Raw genomic sequence first — 17,605 nt, 5'->3', positions numbered from 1 at the left:
TCTGCGTGCGCTCCCTGCCCGAACCCACGCTTCCGGCGCGCGCCGATGTGGCCACGCTGGCAGCGTATGGCAGCCACTTGCTGCAAGTATTGGCCGAGCCTGCACCGTTGCAGGCCGGCGCGGAAGGCGAGGGACTGGTGGCTGCGCTGGCGCGGATCGCATTGGCGTTGCAGGCCAGCGATCCGGCGCGCCTGCGCCGGCAGGAGAGCTGGTGGGGGCGCCTGCTCGGCCGTGACGTTGAACGCCAGGCACAGGCGCAGGGGCTGCAGGCGCAGCTGGGCGTGCTGGCGCTGCAGGCGCGCGAGCAGGCGCAGGGTCTCGCGCAGCGTGTGCAGCAGCGTGCCCGGGCCATCAATGACAACGATGCGGCTGCCGCCGCGTTGGAGGCCTGGGCCACGTTCGGCGCCGCGCAGCTGGCGACACTGCAGGGAGCTGCGCAGGTCGCGCTGGCCCCACGCGTGGACCATCTGCAGCGGCTTGCCACGCTGCGACGCATCGAAAGCGGGCAGTGGCGGCTGCTGCAGGAGCAGGACGAAGCCCTGCTGCAGCGCTTCGTCCGCATCCACGATGTCCTGCTGCCGGCCTGGCGCCAGGCCGCATTGGCGCGCCAGGCACTGGCGCAGGCTGCACGGGCCGAGCAGGCAGCCACGCTGCAGGCCCAGATCGACGACGAAGTAGCCGCTGCTCAGGCTAGACTGCCCTGAGCCGGCCGCCGCTGCCGCTTATCCACCGCAAGGACACTGCCCGATGACCCAGGACAGCCAGAACTCCGGCACGCTCGTGCCCGCCACCACGCCCGCCCCTGAACTTGATGACAGCACGTTGAAGGCCCTCGGCCTGGTCCGCGACGACCTGCCGCGCATCGCCGAAATCGGCCGCGAGCTGGAAGACCTGCGTCCGGGCAACCTGCAGGTGTTCGGCCGCGAAGCCGCCGCACGCACAACGGCCTTCTCCAGCCAGCTACTGGACCAGGTGCGCAACCGTGACCTCGACGCTAATGGCGAGAAGCTCGGCGAAGTGGTGCGCATCGCGCGCGAGCTCAAGCTGGATGGTTTTTCCCAGCGCTCGAAGGTGCCGTTGATCGGTGGCCTCATCGATCGCCTGCGTTCTTCCAAGGGCGAGCTGGTGCAGAAGTTCAGCGATACCAATTCGCAGATCGAACAGCTGCTCGGCGACGTGGGTGCGCAACAGGCGCTGATGGGCAAGCGGGTAAGCGATTTCGACCGCATGCATGACATCGTCCGCGAGGAGCGTCATGCGCTGGGCCTGTATGCCGCCGCCGGCAAGCAGCGCCTGGCCCAGCTGCAGTCCGAGCAGTTGCTGGGGCAGGGCAGCGATGACCCGCAGCAACGCATCCGCCAGAGCGAGATCGACAATGCGATCCGCCTGATCGAGAAGCGCGTCTCCGACCTGCAGCTGATGCAGCACGCGGCTGACCAGTCGCTGCCGATGATCCGCCTGATCCAGGCCAATGCGCTGCAGCTGATCGAGAAGTTCAACACCGTCCGCGACATCACCATCCCCTCGTGGAAGCGTCAGTTCGCGATCCAGTTGTCGCTGGGCGAACAGAAGAACGCCGCCGAACTAGCCAATGCCATCGACGATGCGACCAATGAGTTGATGCGACGCAATGCCGACCTGATGCGCCAGGCGTCGGTGGACACCGCACGCAGCAACCAGCGCGGCGTGATCGACGTGGCCACGCTGCGCCACGTTCACGATCAGCTGATCGCTACCGTCGAGGAAGTGCGCAGCATCCATCGCGAGGGCATGCAGCAGCGGCAGCAGGCCGAAGTCGAGCTGTCGCGCCTGCGCGAGGACCTGCAGCAGCGCCTGGCGGCGCCGACGGCGTCGTAATCATGCTTCGCAGCGTCGAGCTTGCTCGATCGCTGCCGGTTGGCCTTGTGTAGAGCCGAGCCCACGCTCGGCTTCCGGGCGAAGCAAGGCGTGTTCTGCAGCTCAACGCAGCCGGGCACGGGTCCGGATCTACAGGAGCCACATCTGCGGCCATTCCCCGCAGCGGCAGGCCGGCAGAACCCGGTTCAACGCAACTGCCCTACCGCCCAATCGGCCAACGCGTCCACGCGCGCATCGACAGGGCCGTCCGGCCGCGCCAGCACCCAGAACCCGCCGGTCGCGGCAAATCCCCACGGTGCCACCAGCCGCCCGGCTGCCAGATCCTCGGCCACCAGTGGCTCCGGCGCGATCGCCGGGCCCAGCCCCGCTACCGCTGCTTCCAGCAGGTAGTACAGGTGTTCGAAGCCGGTGCCGAGCTGCAGCTGGGCCGTGTCCAGCCCGTGCGACTGCGCCCATGCAGGCCACGCCTGCGGGCGCGAACTGGTGTGCAGCAGCGTTTCCCGCAGCAAGGCCGACGGGGGGACATGGCGCAACCGCTGCGCCGCCGGGTGCGAGGGCGCCACCACCACACCCACCCGTTCCGGTGCCAGCTCGCGCACCTGCCAGCCGCGCGGCCATGGTCCCTGTGCCAGCAGCAGCACCGCATCCAGCGTGGCCTGCGCCTCGGTGAAACTGCCATCCAGGGCCGACCACTGCAGGCGCACGCCGGGCAGGGCAGCCTGCAGTGCCGGCAGCCGCGGAATCATCCAGCGCGCCAGCACGCTGCCGCTGCAGCCCAGCACCAGGGCCGGCTCCGCGCTTGGCCGCCGCAGTTCGCGCACGCAGTCTTCAATGCCGCCGAACGCCTCGCTGCAGGCCTGTTGAAGGCGGGTGCCAGCGGCGGTCAGGCGCAGTCCGCGGCCGGCGCGCTGGAACAGGGCCAGGCCCAGATGGTCTTCCAGCAGCTTCAGTTGCCGGCTGATCGCGCCATGGGTCACATGCAGCGCCTGGGCCGCGCGGCCAACGCCGCCCAGACGCGCGGTGGCCTCGAACGCCCGCAGGGCATTCAAGGGCGGCAGCAGTGACGTACTCATGTGAGATTTCCTGACGGGATAGGCCAGATAATATCCATTTTCCGGACACAATCCGTGCGCTAGAGTATCCACCTGTCTGAACGACCGGTCGTCTCCATGCCTGACTCTCCCATCGCCGATTTCCATGCCTTCCCTGACGCCCAGGGCCACTTCGGCCGTTACGGTGGCAGCTTCGTCGCCGAAACCCTGGTCGGCCCGCTGCAGGAACTGGCCCAGGCCTATGACCAGGCCCGCCAGGATCCGGCGTTCCAGCTGGCCTATGACCGCGACCTGGCCCATTACGTGGGCCGGCCGAGCCCGATCTACCATGCTGAACGATTGAGTGACCACGTCGGTGGCGCGCAGATCCTGCTCAAGCGCGAGGACCTGAACCACACCGGCGCGCACAAGATCAACAACACCATCGGCCAGGCGCTGCTGGCGGCGCGGATGGGCAAGAAGCGCATCATCGCCGAGACCGGCGCCGGCCAGCATGGCGTGGCCAGTGCCACCGTCGCGGCGCGGCTGGGCCTGGAGTGCGTGGTGTACATGGGCGCCACCGACATCGAGCGGCAGAAGATCAACGTCTACCGCATGAAACTGCTCGGGGCGACGGTGGTGCCGGTGACCTCCGGCTCGGCCACCCTGAAGGACGCCCTCAACGAAGCGATGCGCGACTGGGTCACCAACGTGCAGGACACCTTCTACATCATCGGCACGGTAGCGGGTCCAGACCCGTACCCGCGCATGGTGCGCGACTTCAACGCCATCGTCGGCCGCGAGGCACGCGAGCAGATGCTGGCCGAGTACGGTCGCCTGCCTGATGCGATCACCGCCTGCGTCGGCGGCGGCAGCAATGCGATCGGCCTGTTCCATGCCTTCCTCAACGACCGCCAGGTCGAGATCGTCGGCGCTGAAGCGGCCGGTGATGGCATCCACACCGGCCGCCACGCAGCTTCCATCGCCGCCGGCCGCCCGGGCGTGCTGCACGGCAACCGCACCTATGTGCTGTGCGACGACGATGGCCAGATCATCGAGACCCATTCGGTGTCGGCCGGCCTGGATTACCCGGGTGTAGGCCCCGAGCATGCGTTCCTGGCCGACAGCGGCCGTGCGCGCTACGTCGGCATCACCGACGAAGAGGCGCTGCAGGCCTTCCATCTGCTGGCCCACACCGAAGGCATCCTGCCGGCGCTGGAGTCCAGCCACGCGCTTGCGCAGGCGATGAAGCTCGCGCGCGGGCGTCCGCGCGACCAGATCGTGCTGTGCAACCTGTCAGGACGTGGCGACAAGGACGTGCATACCATCGCGGCGCGCGAAGGGCTGGTGCTGTGAGCGCACTGATGCGCAGTACGGGCGTGCTGCTGGTGCTGGGCCTGGCCGCGTGCCAACCGCCGGAACCGCCGGTGCTGGCGCCGGCGGCCAAGGCCGCTGCGCAACCGGCGCAGCCGATGGCGGCCAACGATGACGTCGACCCGATAGCGAGCACGCCCATCGATGATCCACCGGCCTCGGCCGCAGTCTCCAGCGATGACGCGCCCGCCGTGGCGTCGGTGGCGCTGGATCATGCCGGCGAGGTGCTGATCGGCCAGCACATGAGCGACCTGAAGGCCTTCGGGCCGTGGAAGGCAATGGGCGCGGTCGAAGCCATCGGCGGCAGCTGCGAGTACTACGACGGCAAGGGGCTGCCGCCCGGCGTGTCGATGATGACCGACGAAGACCGCGTGGTCCGTTTCGATCTTGGTCCGGGCGAGGACGCCAAGGCGCCGGTCGACCAGCCGGGTCCGTTCGGACTGCGCATCGGCATGACGCGGGCGCAAGCGGTGGCGCAGTTCCCCGGCGCGCCGGTCGCCAGCCCGCATGCCTACGACGGCGATCAGGGCGAGTACCTGACCTGGCAGGATCCGGGTTCCGACCTGGGCATCCGCCTGGAAGTGTTTGAAGGGAAGGTCATCCTGATGTACTGGGGGACCAGCGAAGCGATTGAACTGATTGAAGGATGTGCCTGAGATGCCTGTTTCCCGACTCGATGACTGTTTCCAGCGCCTGCGCCAGCAGCAGCGCAAGGCCCTGATCCCCTTCATCACCGCCGGTGATCCCTCGCTGGAAGCCACGGTGCCGGTCATGCACGCGCTGGTCCAGGCCGGTGCCGATGTGATCGAACTGGGCGTGCCGTTCTCCGATCCGATGGCCGACGGCCCGACCATCCAGCGCAGTTCCGAGCGCGCGCTGGCCCGCGGTGCCGGCAACCGTTACGTGCTGCAGGCGGTGGCGCAGTTCCGGCAACAGGACACGCAGACGCCGGTGGTGCTGATGGGCTATCTCAACCCGGTGGAGATCCACGGTTACGTGGCGTTCGCCGAAGCGGCGGTGGCGGCTGGCGTGGACGGCGTGCTGCTGGTCGACCTGCCGCCGGAAGAGGCCAGCGAAGCCCAGCAGGCCTTCGACGCTGCAGGCCTTGCGCTGGTTCTGCTGGCATCGCCGACCACCAGCGAGGCACGCGCTGACAAGCTGCTGGCGCTGGCCCGTGGCTATCTGTACTACGTCAGCTTTGCCGGGGTCACCGGCGCCTCGGAACGACTGGACAGCGACGCGGCCAGCGCACGCCTGCAGGCGCTGCGGGCCAGGGCCAGCGTGCCGGTGGTGGCCGGCTTCGGCATCAAGGACGCAGCCAGTGCGGCGGCCATGGCGCGCCAGGCCGACGGCGTGGTGGTCGGCAGCGCACTGGTGGCGGTGCTGGCCGAAGCGACCTCCACCGAGGATGCGGCGCAGCGCGCCGCAGCGTTCCTGGCTCCGCTGCGGCAGGCATTGGATCAGTAATGGTAGCGCCGGGCCATGCCCGGCGGTGGGGCGCGCAAGAATATCCGCCGGGCATGGCCCGGCGCTACCCAGCACCTAAACGTACGTCCCAGCATGGTTTTTTCCAGCGGGCCCAAGGCCGGGCAGGGGGTGCACGGGCAGGGAAAGCGGAGCTAGACTGTCCGCCTTTGCGGCCCCCGGGCCGCCCTGAACGGAAGTGTCCTCCCGCATGAGTTGGCTCAGCAAGTTGATGCCGTCTGGCATCCGCACCGACAACACCCCCAGCAAGAAGCGCAGCGTCCCCGAGGGCCTGTGGGAAAAGTGCAGCAACTGCGGCAGTGCGTTGTACCGTCCGGAGCTGGAAGAGAATCTGGAGGTCTGCCCGAAGTGCGGCCACCATATGGCCATCCGCGCGCGCGCCCGTCTGGCTGCGCTGTTCGACGCCGACAGCACCACCGAGATCGCTGCCCGCCTGGGGCCGACCGACCTGCTGAAGTTCAAGGACCAGAAGAAGTACAGCGAGCGCATCAAGATCGCGCAGAAGAACACCGGTGAGTACGACGCGCTGATCGCCATGCGCGGCCTGCTCAAGGGCCGTCCCCTGGTGGCCTCGTCCTTCGATTTCGCCTTCATGGGGGGCTCGATGGGCTCGGTGGTCGGCGAGCGCTTCGCCCTTGCCGCCGAAACCGCCGCCGAGATCGGCGCACCCTACGTGTGCTTCTCCGCCAGTGGCGGCGCGCGCATGCAGGAGGGCCTGTTCTCGCTGATGCAGATGGCCAAGACCTCGGCCGCGCTGGGCAAACTGCGTGAAGCCGGACAGCCGTACATTTCGGTGCTGACCCACCCGACCACCGGCGGTGTGTCGGCATCGTTCGCGATGCTGGGCGACATCAACATCGCCGAACCGCGTGCACTGATCGGCTTCGCCGGCCCGCGCGTGATCGAGCAGACCGTGCGCGAGAAGCTGCCGGAAGGGTTCCAGCGTTCGGAGTTCCTGCTCGAGCACGGCGCCATCGACCAGATCTGTGACCGTCGTGAACTGCGCGACCGCCTGGCCGACCTGCTGGCGATGCTGCGGCGCGAGCCGGCACCGGAGGAAGCTTGATGGGGAGCCGCAAGTACTTCGGTACCGACGGCATCCGCGGTCGAGTCGGCCAAGGGGCGATCTCGGCTGATTTCGTGCTGCGCCTGGGCAACGCCCTTGGCCGCGTGCTGGTCGCCCAGCGCGGCCAGGAGGGGCGCCGTCCGATCGTAGTGATCGGCAAGGACACGCGGATCTCCGGCTACATGTTCGAAGCCGCGCTGGAAGCCGGGCTGGTCGCTGCGGGCGCTGACGTGCAGCTGCTCGGCCCGATGCCGACCCCGGCCGTTGCCTTCCTGACCCGTACCCTGGGCGTGGACGCGGGCATCGTCATCAGTGCGTCGCACAACCCGCACTACGACAACGGCATCAAGTTCTTCTCCGCCCAGGGCGAGAAGCTCGACGATGCCACCGAGCTGGCGCTGGAAGCCGCATTGGACGTGCCGTTCACCACGGCCGTTTCGGAAAAGCTCGGCAAGGCCTCGCGTGCACGCGAGGCCGTCGGCCGCTACATCGAGTTCTGCAAGTCCAGCGTGCCGCGCGCGTTCGATCTGCGCGGTGTGCGTCTGGTGCTCGACTGCGCGCATGGCGCCACCTACCAGATCGCGCCGCTGCTGTTCCGCGAACTGGGCGCGGAGGTCATCGGCATCGGTGCCGAACCCAATGGCGTCAACATCAACGACGGCGTCGGGTCGACCCACATCGACAACCTCGCTGCCAAGGTGCGTGAGACCCGCGCCGACCTGGGCATCGCCTTCGACGGCGATGGTGACCGGGTGTTGATGGCCGATGACCGCGGCAACCCGGTCGACGGCGATGACCTGGTGTACATCCTGGCGCGCGCATGGCAGGCCGAAGGGCGCCTGCGCGGCCCGGTGGTCGGCACCCTGATGAGCAACTTCGGTCTGGAAAAAGCCCTGGCCGAACTGCAGATTCCGTTCCAGCGCAGCAACGTCGGCGACCGCTACGTGCATCAGGCACTGGTGGAGGGAGGCGGCGTGCTCGGTGGCGAAGCGTCCGGCCATCTGCTGTGCCTGGACCGGGCCACCACCGGCGACGGCATCGTCAGTGCCCTGCAGGTACTGGTGGCGCTGAAGCAGCAGGGAAAGAACCTGCGCGAAGCGCTGCAGCCGTTGTCCAAGGTGCCGCAGAAGACGGTCAACGTGCGCCTTGGCGATGTCTCGGCCAAGGCCACCGTGCAGGCCGAGAGCGTGCAGGCTGCGCTGCTCGAAGCGCAGCAGGCGGTATCCGGTCGCGGGCGTGCCTTCCTGCGTCCTTCCGGCACCGAACCGGTGGTGCGGGTCACGGTCGAGGCCGATGACGCGACGCTGATGCAGGACACCCTGGACCGGCTTTCGGCGGCGGTCAGGACAGCGGCCGCGGCCTGAACCCTGTCGCTGGATCGAACCGACAACATGGCCGCTTGTGCGGCCATGTTGCTGTCTGCCGCAAGCAAGGCATCAGGCGCTGCGCGGCATCTCCGTCTGCCATCTCCAGGTGTCGCGGCACATGTCCGCCAGGCCATGGCGCGCGGTCCAGCCCAGCTCGCGCAGGGCCAGGGACGGGTCGGCAAAACTCACCGCGATGTCGCCGCTACGACGACCGGTGATCCGGAACGGAATCGGCCGGCCGACGGTCTGCTCGAAGGCCTTGATCAGTTCCAGCACGCTGTGGCCCTGGCCGGTGCCCAGGTTCAGGGTGATGCTGCGGCGCTTGTCGCGCAGGTACTGCAGCGCCAGCACATGGGCCCGCGCCACGTCCTGCACATGGATGTAGTCGCGTACGCCGGTGCCGTCACAGGTCGGATAGTCATCGCCGAATACCTGCACTTCGGGCAGCAGGCCGGCGGCCACCTGGGCGATGTAGGGCATCAGGTTGCTGGGCGTTCCGTGCGGCAGCTCGCCGATCAGCGCGCTTGAATGCGCCCCCACCGGGTTGAAGTAGCGCAGCGTTGCCACATGCAGCGCCATATCGGCGCCGACCAGGTCGGACAGCAGCTGCTCCACCACCAGCTTCGAACGGCCATAGGGCGTCATCGCGCAGGTCGAGGCCGTTTCGGCCACCGGGCAATGGTCCTGGTCGCCGTACACGGTTGCCGACGAGCTGAACACGAACGTGCCCACGCCGGCATCGCGCATGGCGCCGAGCAGGGCGAGGGTGCCGCTGATGTTGTTGTCGAAGTAGTCCAACGGCATCTGCCGCGATTCGCCAACCGATTTCAGCGCGGCAAAATGCAGTACCGCATCGATCGAATGCTCGCGCAGCACCGCGGTGATCCGCGCACGGTCACGCACGTCGGCCTGTACGAACAGCGGCGCGATGCCGGTGATGTCGCCGATCCGGCCGATCACCCCGGCGTCGCTGTTGCACAGTGAATCGACGACGACCACCGCATGGCCCTGCTGCTGCAGTTCCACGCACGTGTGGGAGCCGATGAATCCAGCGCCGCCGGTAACCAGAACGTTCATTTCCTGTAATCCTTCCACTCTGTTGGAGCTTCCTTGCCGAAGCTGTGCCAGCCCAGTGCTGGCAGCGCCATCACGGCCCCGGCACCATCTTCTTCTGCCGCGCCTTGAAGCCGTTGAACAGGGGGGCGATCAGCGGGTTGTAGCTCCACGCGATGCGCTTGCGCAGCCAGCTTGCCGGCCGGTTGCGGATGGCGAAGCGGTAGATGCGCTCGGGATCGCCGCCGACCACGTTGCGGCCGAACGGATGGGTGGTATGCAGGTAGCGGAAACCCTGCTCACGCGCCACTTCGATATAGTCCTGGTCGAAATCGCCGTACGGCCAGCACAGGGTGTCCGACACTTCGCCCAGCTTCTCCAGCAGCACTTCCTTTGCCATCGACAGGTCGCCACTGATGCCGGCGCGGCGCTGGGCGCGATCCAGGTCCTGGCGGCGCAGCCAGCGGGTGTGGGTGTGGGTATGGCAATGGATCTCGAACGTGCCCGCCTCGATGGCCGCACGTGCTTCGCTCCAGCGCATCATCACCTCGTCACTGCGGCCCTGCTTGTAGATCAGATCTTCGCAGGCGCGATGTTCGGGCGTTTCCGGCAGCGTGGCGCCGGCGATGCCGGCATGCGGGCGCATCGGCCCCTCGTGCATCCAGCCGGTCACCACGAACACCACCGCGTGCATGCCGTACTTCTGCAGGATCGGATGGGCGTAGACCCAGTTATCCAGGTAGCCATCATCGAAGGTGATCACGATCGACTTGCGCGGCACCGGCTTGCCGGCCAGGAAGCCGGCGTACTGGTCCAGCGTCAACGAAGTCCAGCCGGTGCGCGCCAGCCAGGCGATCTGGCTTTCGAAATTCTCCGGCGACACCGTGATCATGCCGGGCGAGTTGCTGACGTGGTGATGCATCAGCACCGGTACGGTTCTGGCATTAGCCATGACCCAGCTCCTTCATCCATTGGTGGTAATAGTGTTCGGTGGCTTCAGCGTGGCCTTCGGGGCTGAAACGCTTGGCGCTGCGGATCCAGTCCCAGCCGGAACGTCCCATCTGCCGGCGACGCTCGGGATCGTCCACCAGCAGCCGCAACGCCCCGGTGAGGGCGCCGCCGTCACCCAGTCGAGTGAGGATGGCATTGCTGCCTTCCACCAGCATTTCAGGCACGCCGCCGACCCGATGCGACACGATCGGCAGGCCCGCCTGCGCCGCTTCCAGGAACACCGTGCCCGATGCTTCCTTGTGTGTGGCCAGGGCGAAGATGTCAAAGCCGGGCATCAGCTGGCTGGCATCGCTGCGGAAGCCCAGCAGATGGACCTGGTGCTGCAGGTCGTGCTCGGCGCACGTGGCCTGCAGGCGCTGCATCACTGCCTGGCCATCGCCGACCACCACCAGATGCAGGCGGGGATTGGCCTTGCACAGCGGCACCATGGCCTGCAGCAGTTCGGCGTGGCCCTTGGGTTCGCGCAGCACGGCCACGCAGCCCACTACGATGTCCTGTTCGTCGAATCCGAGCTCGGCGCGCACGCGTGCGCGCGCCTCCTGCAACGCCTGCCAGGAGGGCTCATGCGTGGCGTCGGTTGGCGCAACCGCCATCGGCGGCACGATGCCGATGTGATCGGCGGGAATTCCCCGGTCGGCCAGCAGTTGCTTGACGAAATTGCTCACCGTGATGACCCGGTGCGGCAGGCCGGTGTAGGTCAGCAGCGAATTCACCGGGCTCATCAGGTGGCGCGAGCGCACTACCAGCGGTGTGCCGCCCAGGCGTGCGCCCGCGGCGGCAATCAATGCATCGCGACGGCTGGTGGTGTTGACCACGTCGTAGCGCTCGCGGCGGACCAGCCGTGACACCGACCAGATGCCGCGCAGCAGCCGGGCCAGGCCGCCCATGCGCAGCGTATGCACGGTGAAGCCATCATCGCGCGCGCGCTTTGCCAGGCGCGCGTCCGGCTGGCACAGCAGGGCGACGTCATGGCCGCGCGCGCGCATCACCTGCATGTGGCGGAAAATGTAGATCTCCTGCCCACCCATGCCTTTGGCGGCTTCGGTATGCAGGATGCGCAGCGGACGGTTCATGGTGGATCGGTCCTTGGATTCAGCGGTTGCGGAAGCGCGTCAGCGCTTCCCATGCCGCGCGGATGCTGGCGGCGTCGGGGGTCTGTTGCGGCAGGGGGCGGTAGCGCGCATCGAGCGCGGTGGCGTTGCCGAATTTGTCGAACACGTAGATCGCCTCGCCATTGCGCACCGCACGCTGCGACCAGCTTTCCACCACCAGCGCACGCTTGCCGGTCGGTGCAGCCAGCAGGTCGTGGCCGGTGCTGTAGTCGGTCAATGCGTTCTCGCAGCCCAGGCCGTGGCGCATCAGCGTCGGCACCCAGTCTTCATGCGAACTGACCCGCGCGTCGCGGCCGCCACCCTGGCCGGGCCAATGCAGCACGAAGGGCACCTGCAGCTGGTGGTTGGAGAAGTTGCCGTTGTGGCCCCAGTAGTTGAGTTTGAGGTCGTTGAATTCCTCGGCGTGGTCACCGGTCACCAGCACGATCGTGTCCTGGTCCAGTCCCTGCGCACGCAGGTCATCCAGCAGCGATCCAATCAGGCTGTCGGCGTAATGCACCGCGGTGTGATAACGGTTCAATTCCGGCGTTGGATCGTGCTCGGGGCCGAACTTGAGAAAATCGATGGCATCGGCCATCGGCGTAGCGAGCGGCGGATAGCCGGCCGGCATGTGGTAGGGCGCGTGGGTGGAATCGAGGAACACGAAACCAAACCACGGGCGCTGCGCAGCCTGGCTGGCGCGGATGTCCTTCTGCAGTCCAGCGACGATGGCGGCATCACGGCCGTCGGAGGTCAGTTCGGACGGCCCCTGGTGCAACTGGTCGCGGACATCGGCGAACGCTGTGCGATCGAACTCCGGGCTGTACAGCGGCGCGCTGCCATACAGATGCAGATCATAGCCCTGCTGTCCCAGCACCTTGAACAACTGCGAGCCGCGCTGCTCGTCGAGCATGCTGGGCCAGTAGCCACCCGGCAGGCCGTACAGCAGCCCGAACAGACCATAGCGGGTGGCGTTGCCGGTGCTGAAATGATGTTCGTACACCCGCGAGGACCGGGCCAGCGCCGAGGCGTTGGGCATGAACTGCGGGGTGAGCACGTCATGGCGCAACGACTCCAGTACCACCATCAGCACGTTCGGCCGCTGGTGGCTCTGGCAGCGAAGGGGCTGCAACGGATAGTTGAGCTGGGCATGGCGCGGATCGGGCAGGCCGACCTGGTGCTGGCTGACCACGCCGAAGCGGCGCATCGCGCTCTTGGCGGTGATCGGCTGCGCCCATGGCAGGTAGTTCCATTGGCTGATCACTGCGCGTTCGCCGAGCGCGTCGTAGTAGGCAGTGGCGACCTGGCCGCCGCCCATCAGCAGGGCAACCACCGCCCAGGCCTGCAGTACCCGCCGCCGCCGTGGCGCTGCGGGCAGCAGCTTCCAGCACGCCCAGGCCAGCAGGCCCTGCGCGGCGAAAATCGCCGATACCAGAGCCGCCGCCTGCAGCCAGGTCTTCCAGGACAGGCTGACCTGATCCTGCAGGGCGCCGCCGAACACCATGTTGGCAACCATCGCGTTGAGGTGGAAGCGATACAGCGCGAAGACCTTGGCATCCACCAGCAGCAGGCACAGCCACAGGCCCTGGCAGATCACCGCCGAGACGCTCAATGCGCGCGCGCTGCGCGGCCACAGGCCGATGGCCAGCGGCAGCAGGCCAGCCAGGGCACCGAACGCGAGCAGGTGGCCGGGCAGGGCGAACGCCAGATAAGCCAGGCCGAGCGTGCCGCCGGGGTTGTCGCGTAGCGGCACGTTGCCCAGTGCGATGAGCGCGGCCAGCACGGCGTTGGCGGCCACGAACATGGACCACCAGGCCAGCCGGCGCCAGCGTCGGGCAGGGCCGGAAATAGCAGCGGCGGTGGCGTCGGGCAGGGCGGCATCCATGGCGGGGCGGGATCAGGTGGGCGACGGGGCGATTCCCGGCGTGACGAAGTCGTTAAACCGCGCGCGGGTGGCGCATTGTATCGGTTTGTTTCAGCGTGTCGGTGGCGTGTTCCGATCTATCTGTCACAATGTTCAGATCGGTCGCCATTGCATGGCGGGCCCGTACCGACTCAACGACAAGCCAGGAACCGCTGTGAGCCAGATCCCCACCCTCGACATCACCCGTTTCGACAGTGACCGCGACGCCTTCGTGGCCGAGCTGGGGGCGGCATATCGCCAATGGGGGTTTGCCGGCATCCGCAACCACGGCATCCCGCAGGCCGACATCGATGCGGCCTACGACGTCTTCAAGGCTTTCTTCGCACTGCCGGATGAGACGAAGCGGAAGTACCACGTGGCTGGCAGCGGCGGCGCCCGTGGCTATACCCCGTTCGGTGTGGAGACCGCCAAGGGCTCCAAGCACTTCGACCTGAAGGAGTTCTGGCACATCGGCCGCGAGATCGCCGACGACTCCAAGTATCGGGACGTGATGGCGCCGAACCTGTGGCCGTCAGAGGTCGAGGGCTTCCGTGAGCGTGGTTACGGCCTGTACCAGGCGTTGGACAACCTGGGTTCGCGCGTGCTTTCGGCCCTGGCCCTGCACATCGGCCTGCCGGAGCACTTCTTCGCCGACAAGACCAATTTCGGCAATTCGATCCTGCGCCCGATCCATTACCCGCCGATCACCACCGACGACATTCCCAACGTGCGCGCTGGTGCGCATGGCGACATCAACTTCATCACGCTGCTGGTCGGTGCCAGCGCGGCAGGCCTGGAAGTGCAGTCGCATGACGGGGACTGGGTGCCGTTCACCTCGGACGCGGACACCATCGTGGTCAACATCGGCGACATGCTGCAGCGCCTGACCAACCACGTGTATCCGTCGACCATCCACCGGGTGGTCAATCCCCCGGGTGAGCTGGCCCGCCAGCCGCGCTATTCGGTGCCGTTCTTCCTGCACCCGAACCCGGATTTCCTGATCGACGTGCTGCCCTCGTGCATCACCGAGGAGAACCCGAGCCGGTACCCGGAACCGATCACCGCGCACGGCTTCCTCGAAGAGCGCCTGCGCGAGATCAAGCTGAAGTAACAAGAAGGCCGCCGAAAGGCGGCCTTCTTGTTACGGCTAGCGCCGGGCTATGCCCGGCGAGCGCAGCGGAGGGGTTTCGGCAGGGTTGCACCCTGCACCCGCAGAGGCCAGAGCCAAAGCCAAAGCCAAAGCGGCTCTGGGTTTCTGTGGGTTGGGCGGGGCGGTGTGGGCTGGCAGGACACGCCGTAAACCCATCCCTGGGGGCTCGATGGCGCCTTGCTCGTGTGCGCTGTCCTGCGCACACGGCAAGACCGGGGTTGGGCGTCCTGCCCAACCTGCCCGAGGCATGCCTCGGGCCCATGGCGCCAACGGTCCTGCCAACCCACACCGCCCCACCCCCGACAATTTCCCGCGGCTGTTGGTAGGTGTCGACCTTGGTCGACACGATCTATCTATTTATCCACGCCATGCGTGGATGAGATCTGTCAGGTCTCGAGGCAGGAAGGAGTTGAAGCTCTGCTTTCGCTTTTGGGGGTCAGATCCCGGCGGCCGCCCGGGATGCTGCCTTTGCCTTTGCTCTTCTTTTTTCTTTCCGTGGCGGGCGGGAACCGCCGGAATGTGTCAGGGGCCGGCCGGGTGGGCTGCGCAGGGGCGCAGGCGCCATGGATGGCGCCTACGAGCTTACAAGGACGTACTTGCAGCGTCCCCTGCGCAACCCACCCGACCGGCCAGCCTCCATATCCCCACCGGGCTCTCCGCGACCAACCAGCCCCAACCCCCGCCACGAGGGGCTGCGCCGTTGGCTGAAAATCCATGTAACCGCTTACACGGAAACGGTTTTTTGCCGCAGCAGGTATCATGGGCGGCTGAGTTCACACAGGAGCCACCCGCTCATGCGCCGCAAGATCGTCGCTGGAAACTGGAAGCTGCACGGCAGCCGTCAATTCGCCACCGAACTGCTGGGGCAGGTCGCTGCCGGGCTGCCAAAGAGCGGGGTGGAGGTGGTCATCCTGCCGCCGATGCCCTATCTGGGTGAGCTGGTCGAAGACTTCGGCGAGACCGGCCTGGCCTTTGGTGCACAGGACGTCAGCAGCAACGAGAAGGGCGCCTACACCGGTGAGGTCTGTGCGGCCATGCTGCACGAGGTGGGTGCCCGCTATGGTCTGGTCGGCCACTCCGAGCGCCGCCAGTACCACAACGAGAGCAGCGAACTGGTCGCGCGCAAGTTCGCCGCCGCCCTGCATGCCGGCTTGGTGCCGGTACTCTGCGTCGGTGAAACCCTTGAGCAGCGCGAGGCCGGGCAGACCGAGGCGGTCATCGCCAGCCAGCTGGCCCCGGTGCTCGAGCTTGTCGGGGCCGCAGGCTTCGCCAATGCCGTGGTCGCCTACGAGCCGGTCTGGGCGATCGGAACCGGCCGCACCGCAACCAAGGAGCAGGCGCAGCAGGTGCACGCGTTCATTCGTGGCGAAGTCGCGCGCATCGATGCTAGAATTGCTGATTCACTGCCCATTGTTTACGGCGGTAGCGTGAAGCCCGACAATGCCGGGGAACTGTTCGCGCAGCCGGATGTCGATGGTGGGCTGGTTGGTGGTGCCTCCCTGGTGGCCGCCGACTTCCTGGCCATCGCAGAGGCGGCGGCAAACAATTAGTTACGGTTGCCGGCTAGCCGCCGGCACTCTAGTCCGAGGGCGGATTTCCAATGCTGATGTTGATCCTCAATGTCGTCTACGTGCTGGTTGCCGTAGCCATGGTCGCGCTGATCCTGATGCAGCGTGGCTCGGGTGCGGCGGCAGGTTCGGGCTTTGGCGCTGGCGCCTCGGGGACCGTGTTCGGTGCGCGTGGCGCGTCCAACTTCCTGTCCAAGTCGACCAAGTGGCTGGCCGTGGTGTTCTTCGGCATCAGCCTCTTCATGGCCTGGTACGCCGGCCATGGCAACCGCCCGGCCGCCGATCAGGATCTGGGTCTGATGTCCGCCCCGGCGGCCAGCGCTCCGGCCGCTCCGGCGGGCGAATTGCCGGCCGTTCCGAAGGCCGATGCGGTCCCGGCCGCCCCGGTTCCGGCCGCAACTGTGCCGGCTCAGGCGGAATCTTCGGTTTCTGGTGAAGAAAAGCCTTCGGAAGGCTCCCAGAAAGACTGAAGCCGGTTACAATACGCGGCGCATCGGGAAGATAGTCTGATGTGATCGTTTGCCCAGGTGGCGGAATTGGTAGACGCACTACCTTGAGGTGGTAGCGACTTAGGTCGTAGGGGTTCGAGTCCCCTCTTGGGCACCATTTAGTAAGTAAAGCGGGTTGGTCTGGCGCGCAAGGCGCCAGGCAGCTTCCCGTCCACTCCCCCATGCCAAAGCGCCTGCAGGCGCAGCGGCAGAGGCAAGAGAGAATCGCTGTGCTGGCCGAATATTTGCCGTCTCTGCTGTTTCTGATCGTTGCCACCGGTATCGGCATTACGCTGATGCTGGTTGGTCGATTCCTCGGTCCCCGCCGCCCCGATCTGGAAAAGCTGTCGCCGTACGAGTGCGGCTTCGAAGCCTTCGAAGACGCGCGTATGAAGTTCGACGTGCGCTACTACCTGATCGCGATCCAGTTCATCGTCTTCGACCTGGAAATCATCTTCATCGTGCCGTGGACGCAGGTCTTCATGGAGCTTGGCGCGCGTTCGCTCGTCACCATGGGTCTGTTCGTCGGCATGCTGTTCCTCGGTTTCATCTATGTCTGGAAGAAGGGAGCGCTGGAATGGGAGTGATTCAGACTCTCGATGGCCTGATGACCAATCCTGTCCCGGAGGGGCGGGTTGACGACATCCTGCGGCCGGAAGGCGACAACCCGCTGCTGGAAAAGGGCTTTGTCACCACCAGCGTCGATGCGCTGCTGAACTGGGCACGCACCGGCTCGATGTGGCCCATGACCTTCGGTCTGGCCTGCTGTGCGGTCGAAATGATGCACGCAGGTGCAGCGCGCCTGGACCTTGACCGCTACGGTGTGGTGTTCCGCCCGTCGCCGCGCCAGTCCGACGTGATGATCGTCGCCGGCACCCTGGTCAACAAGATGGCCCCGGCGCTGCGCAAGGTCTATGACCAGATGCCCGACCCAAAGTGGGTGATCTCCATGGGCAGCTGCGCCAATGGCGGTGGTTACTACCACTATTCCTATTCTGTGGTGCGCGGCTGTGATCGCGTGGTGCCGGTGGACGTCTACGTCCCGGGCTGCCCGCCGACCGCCGAGGCGCTGGTGTACGGGATCCTGCAGCTGCAGAAGAAGATCTGGCGTACACAGACCATCGCCCGCTGACCCCTTCACCTGACAAGAGCGCGCCAAGC

17 protein-coding genes and 1 tRNA gene are annotated in these 17,605 nt (G+C 66.8%); 13 read left to right on the top strand and 5 right to left on the bottom strand.

Translation table 11 applies throughout. The annotated features are described in order from the left end of the window. The first annotated feature begins 5 nt into the window (after positions 1-5). Positions 6-704 carry a hypothetical protein gene (locus tag BW38_RS17620; protein ID WP_152543267.1) on the top strand — a complete coding sequence of 233 codons (699 nt, stop codon included), beginning with the start codon at positions 6-8 and terminating at the stop codon, positions 702-704. 43 nt (positions 705-747) lie between these two features. After that, on the top strand, positions 748-1,857 hold the full coding sequence (locus BW38_RS17625) for a toxic anion resistance protein (RefSeq protein ID WP_032975007.1): 1,110 nt from the start codon (positions 748-750) through the stop codon (positions 1,855-1,857). Between the two features lie 185 nt (positions 1,858-2,042). Here BW38_RS17625 and BW38_RS17630 read toward each other — a convergent pair whose 3' ends face one another. Further along, on the bottom strand, positions 2,043-2,930 hold the full coding sequence (locus BW38_RS17630; protein ID WP_032975006.1) for a LysR family transcriptional regulator: 888 nt from the start codon (positions 2,928-2,930) through the stop codon (positions 2,043-2,045). 96 nt (positions 2,931-3,026) lie between these two features. On the opposite strand from BW38_RS17630, the gene trpB reads away from it, so the two are divergent. The 5 genes from trpB (at position 3,027) to glmM (ending at position 8,177) form a co-directional block, all read left to right on the top strand. Then, positions 3,027-4,244, top strand: a complete 1,218-nt coding sequence (trpB, locus tag BW38_RS17635; protein WP_032975005.1) for a tryptophan synthase subunit beta — start codon at positions 3,027-3,029, stop codon at positions 4,242-4,244. Then, entirely contained in the window at positions 4,241-4,918 is a 678-nt protein-coding gene (locus BW38_RS17640; RefSeq protein ID WP_032975004.1) for a hypothetical protein, read from the top strand. The genes trpB and BW38_RS17640 overlap by 4 nt, the downstream gene beginning before the upstream one ends. Position 4,919: 1 nt before the next feature. Next, entirely contained in the window at positions 4,920-5,729 is an 810-nt protein-coding gene (gene trpA, locus BW38_RS17645) for a tryptophan synthase subunit alpha (protein ID WP_032975003.1), read from the top strand. A gap of 208 nt (positions 5,730-5,937) precedes the next feature. Continuing rightward, positions 5,938-6,813: an acetyl-CoA carboxylase, carboxyltransferase subunit beta gene (gene accD / locus BW38_RS17650; RefSeq protein ID WP_032975002.1), complete on the top strand. Its 876-nt coding sequence runs from the start codon at positions 5,938-5,940 to the stop codon at positions 6,811-6,813. Then, positions 6,813-8,177, top strand: coding sequence for a phosphoglucosamine mutase (glmM, locus tag BW38_RS17655; RefSeq protein WP_032975001.1), 1,365 nt, complete (start codon positions 6,813-6,815; stop codon positions 8,175-8,177). The genes accD and glmM overlap by 1 nt, the downstream gene beginning before the upstream one ends. 72 nt (positions 8,178-8,249) lie before the next feature. Here the strand turns inward: glmM and galE are convergent, their stop codons facing one another. The 4 genes from galE to BW38_RS17675 all read right to left on the bottom strand — a co-directional run bounded on the left by galE (position 8,250) and on the right by BW38_RS17675 (position 13,220). After that, on the bottom strand, positions 8,250-9,257 hold the full coding sequence (gene galE, locus BW38_RS17660) for a UDP-glucose 4-epimerase GalE (RefSeq protein WP_032975000.1): 1,008 nt from the start codon (positions 9,255-9,257) through the stop codon (positions 8,250-8,252). Between the two features lie 70 nt (positions 9,258-9,327). Next, positions 9,328-10,185 (bottom strand): polysaccharide deacetylase family protein, encoded by an 858-nt coding sequence (locus tag BW38_RS17665; protein WP_025876181.1) that lies wholly within the window; start codon positions 10,183-10,185, stop codon positions 9,328-9,330. After that, positions 10,178-11,317: a glycosyltransferase family 4 protein gene (locus BW38_RS17670; RefSeq protein WP_032974999.1), complete on the bottom strand. Its 1,140-nt coding sequence runs from the start codon at positions 11,315-11,317 to the stop codon at positions 10,178-10,180. Before BW38_RS17670 ends, BW38_RS17665 begins: the two co-directional genes overlap by 8 nt. A 19-nt stretch (positions 11,318-11,336) precedes the next feature. Next, entirely contained in the window at positions 11,337-13,220 is a 1,884-nt protein-coding gene (locus BW38_RS17675) for a sulfatase-like hydrolase/transferase (protein WP_235189889.1), read from the bottom strand. Between the two features lie 151 nt (positions 13,221-13,371). On the opposite strand from BW38_RS17675, the gene BW38_RS17680 reads away from it, so the two are divergent. From BW38_RS17680 to BW38_RS17705, 6 genes are all read left to right on the top strand, one after another. Next, the gene (locus BW38_RS17680; protein ID WP_049469229.1) at positions 13,372-14,349 is read left to right on the top strand and encodes a 2-oxoglutarate and iron-dependent oxygenase domain-containing protein; all 978 of its coding nucleotides are present in this window, start codon (positions 13,372-13,374) and stop codon (positions 14,347-14,349) included. Positions 14,350-15,182: 833 nt separating this feature from the next. Further along, complete coding sequence (tpiA, locus tag BW38_RS17685; protein ID WP_025876190.1) at positions 15,183-15,938, top strand: triose-phosphate isomerase; 756 nt, start codon at positions 15,183-15,185, stop codon at positions 15,936-15,938. Between the two features lie 50 nt (positions 15,939-15,988). Next, positions 15,989-16,426, top strand: coding sequence for a preprotein translocase subunit SecG (gene secG, locus BW38_RS17690; RefSeq protein ID WP_025876192.1), 438 nt, complete (start codon positions 15,989-15,991; stop codon positions 16,424-16,426). Between the two features lie 51 nt (positions 16,427-16,477). Beyond that, a tRNA-Leu gene (locus BW38_RS17695) sits at positions 16,478-16,562 on the top strand. Between the two features lie 112 nt (positions 16,563-16,674). After that, on the top strand, positions 16,675-17,031 hold the full coding sequence (locus BW38_RS17700) for an NADH-quinone oxidoreductase subunit A (RefSeq protein ID WP_005414075.1): 357 nt from the start codon (positions 16,675-16,677) through the stop codon (positions 17,029-17,031). Further along, positions 17,022-17,576: an NADH-quinone oxidoreductase subunit B gene (locus BW38_RS17705; protein WP_025876198.1), complete on the top strand. Its 555-nt coding sequence runs from the start codon at positions 17,022-17,024 to the stop codon at positions 17,574-17,576. The genes BW38_RS17700 and BW38_RS17705 overlap by 10 nt, the downstream gene beginning before the upstream one ends. The last annotated feature ends 29 nt before the right edge of the window (positions 17,577-17,605 follow it).

Origin of the sequence: Stenotrophomonas sp. RIT309, assembly GCF_000632045.1 — a bacterium.
GTDB lineage: Bacteria > Pseudomonadota > Gammaproteobacteria > Xanthomonadales > Xanthomonadaceae > Stenotrophomonas > Stenotrophomonas indicatrix.
The sequence above is the reverse complement of the archived record's forward strand: the minus strand, read 5'-3'. Positions and strand labels throughout refer to the sequence as shown.